Annotated in this window: 3 protein-coding genes; all 3 read left to right on the top strand. The window is 60.1% G+C overall.

Going from position 1 to position 2162, the window contains the following annotated elements; translation table 11 throughout:
- Nucleotides 1-124 (top strand): DUF1380 family protein (locus tag RTW80_RS24345; RefSeq protein ID WP_312720608.1); only part of this gene is annotated, 124 nt, incomplete at its 5' end.
- Between the two features lie 44 nt (nucleotides 125-168).
- Nucleotides 169-939: a hypothetical protein gene (locus RTW80_RS24350; RefSeq protein WP_312720603.1), complete on the top strand. Its 771-nt coding sequence runs from the start codon at nucleotides 169-171 to the stop codon at nucleotides 937-939.
- Nucleotides 940-1354: 415 nt separating this feature from the next.
- Nucleotides 1355-1855, top strand: a complete 501-nt coding sequence (locus RTW80_RS24355; protein ID WP_312720606.1) for an antirestriction protein ArdA — start codon at nucleotides 1355-1357, stop codon at nucleotides 1853-1855.
- Nucleotides 1856-2162 lie beyond the last annotated feature (307 nt).

A 2162-nucleotide genomic window follows, 5' to 3' on the forward strand; every position in this document is an offset into this window, starting at 1 on the left:
GTGGAAACGTGAATGGGCCGCCCGTGATTACGGCCTCGCCGTCCCGGAATGCGTTACCCGCCGTCAGGCGGTGGTTAATCAGGCCCGCGCCCTGCTGAAAAACAACACACACGAAAACGACTGATGTTATCGCCGCCTCCGGGCGGCGATTCAGGGAGACCATGAATCATGAATAAAACGCTGAATGCACTGGTTTGTCGTCACGCCCGTAACCTGCTGCTGGCGCAGGGCTGGCCGGAAGAGACGGATATTGAACAACTGAACCCGCACTATCCGGGCTGGATCAGCATTTATGTGCGGCTGGATGCGCCCCGGCTGGCGACGTTACTTATCAACCGCCACGATGGTGTGCTGCTGCCGATTCTGGTATCTGTCGTGCAAAAAATGACCGGAACCGGGGCGGAAGTTGTACTGTCCGGTAGCCAGTGGCAGGCGCTGCCGGTACTTCCGGCAGACGGAACGCAGGTGTCTTTCCCGTATGCCGGTGAGTGGCTGGCAGAAGACGAAATCAGGGCTGTACTTGCGGCGGTGCGCGATGCAATACGAAGCATCTGTTATCAGGTGGCAGAAGATACGCGGCGTATCCGGGCGGCGCTGACCACCACCGGTCAGACGTTGCTGACCCGCCAGACGCGCCGCTTTCGTCTGGTCGTGAAGGAAAGCGATTACCCCTGCTGGCTTGATGAAGATGACGAAAATCTGCCCGAGGTGCTCAATGCCATCCTGAACCGTGGCGCACGTTTTTCGTCGGTGGAAATGTACCTGGTCAGTGAGTGTGTGGAGCATATCCTGGCCAGTGGCCTGGTCTGTGATGTGCTGCGTATACCGGGTGAACCGCCCCGCCGCTGGTTTGACCGCTATATTCTGCGGGAGGTTGTCCTGGAGGCACGGAATGAAATCCGCAGCATGGCGGATGCCCTGGCAAAAATCCGGAAATGATGACGATGGCGGGGAAAATCCCCGCCTTTTTCCTGCCGGTCCCCGGACAGAGCACAAAGGAAGTCGCCGCCGGCTCCGCTTTACCCGGCCATGCGGGCATGGCCTTATGGGTTTTCAGTTATGTGGCCTCAGCGCCGTGTGCGGGCTGTGCCGTGCCTCCATCTTAGCCGGGCTGGCGTTGATGCAAGGGTACGCTTCGCCGCTGCGGTCACCCGGTCCCTCCTTCCCGTCTGCCGTGATTTTCCGGTCGTTCACCCGCTCAGATTTCGCGGTCTCACCCTCCAACTCCCGCCAGCCGTGTGCGTCAGGCTGCGGCTTCCCTTGCGCCCTATGCATCCCCGCCTTATCGCCCGGCTTTTATGGAGGCACGGCACCGCCCGGTGCCGCAGAACATGTGACTATGGAGGATTCGGGAATGTCTGTTGTTGCACCTGCTGTATACGTTGGAACCTGGCACAAATACAACTGTGGAAGCATCGCCGGACGCTGGTTTGACCTGACCACGTTTGATGATGAGCGCGACTTTTTCGCCGCCTGCCGTGCTCTTCACCAGGATGAAGCCGATCCTGAACTGATGTTTCAGGATTATGAGGGATTCCCGGGGAATATGGCCTCTGAATGCCATATCAACTGGGCCTGGGTTGAAGGCTTCCGTCAGGCACGGGATGAAGGCTGCGAAGAGGCTTATCGTCTCTGGGTGGAGGATACCGGTGAGACGGATTTTGACACCTTCCGCGATGCCTGGTGGGGCGAGGCTGACAGTGAGGAGGCTTTTGCGGTTGAGTTCGCCAGTGATACCGGCCTGCTGGCTGACGTGCCGGAGATGGTGGCGCTCTATTTTGACTATGAGGCGTATGCGCGGGATTTAGTCCTGGACTCCTTCACCTTTATTGACGGTCATGTGTTCCGTCGGTGATTTACTCCCCCGCTCCGGCGGGGGTATGGCCTGCCAGGCCGCCGGAAAACCCTGGCAGGCTTACGCCTGCCTGAAATGCAGGAGGGCCGCGCCTGCGGCGCTGCCCTTCCTGCCCGTCATGGTGTGAGGCATTTTTCTGTTATGTCGTGTCTGTTGTTCTGATTTCCGGAGGCGGGGACACCTTCGGCTCCCGGCTGCCTGGCGGCATCCGGTCGTCAGGCCCGACTCCGACAGGCAGCTGCTGGCGCACCCGCCAGTCTCCGCCGAACCCGCTGGCGCGGTTTCGGGCTGCCGCTACGGTCCGATG

It is taken from the genome of Escherichia sp. AM3 (assembly GCF_032029835.1).
In the GTDB taxonomy this organism is placed as follows: Bacteria; Pseudomonadota; Gammaproteobacteria; order Enterobacterales; family Enterobacteriaceae; genus Escherichia; species Escherichia coli.

Bases quoted from the DNA above. Each gene is read 5' to 3' on its own strand.
- RTW80_RS24350 (WP_312720603.1), top strand. From the start codon at position 169: ATGAATAAAACGCTGAATGCACTGGTTTGTCGTCACGCCCGTAACCTG.
- RTW80_RS24355 (WP_312720606.1), top strand. From the start codon at position 1,355: ATGTCTGTTGTTGCACCTGCTGTATACGTTGGAACCTGGCACAAATAC.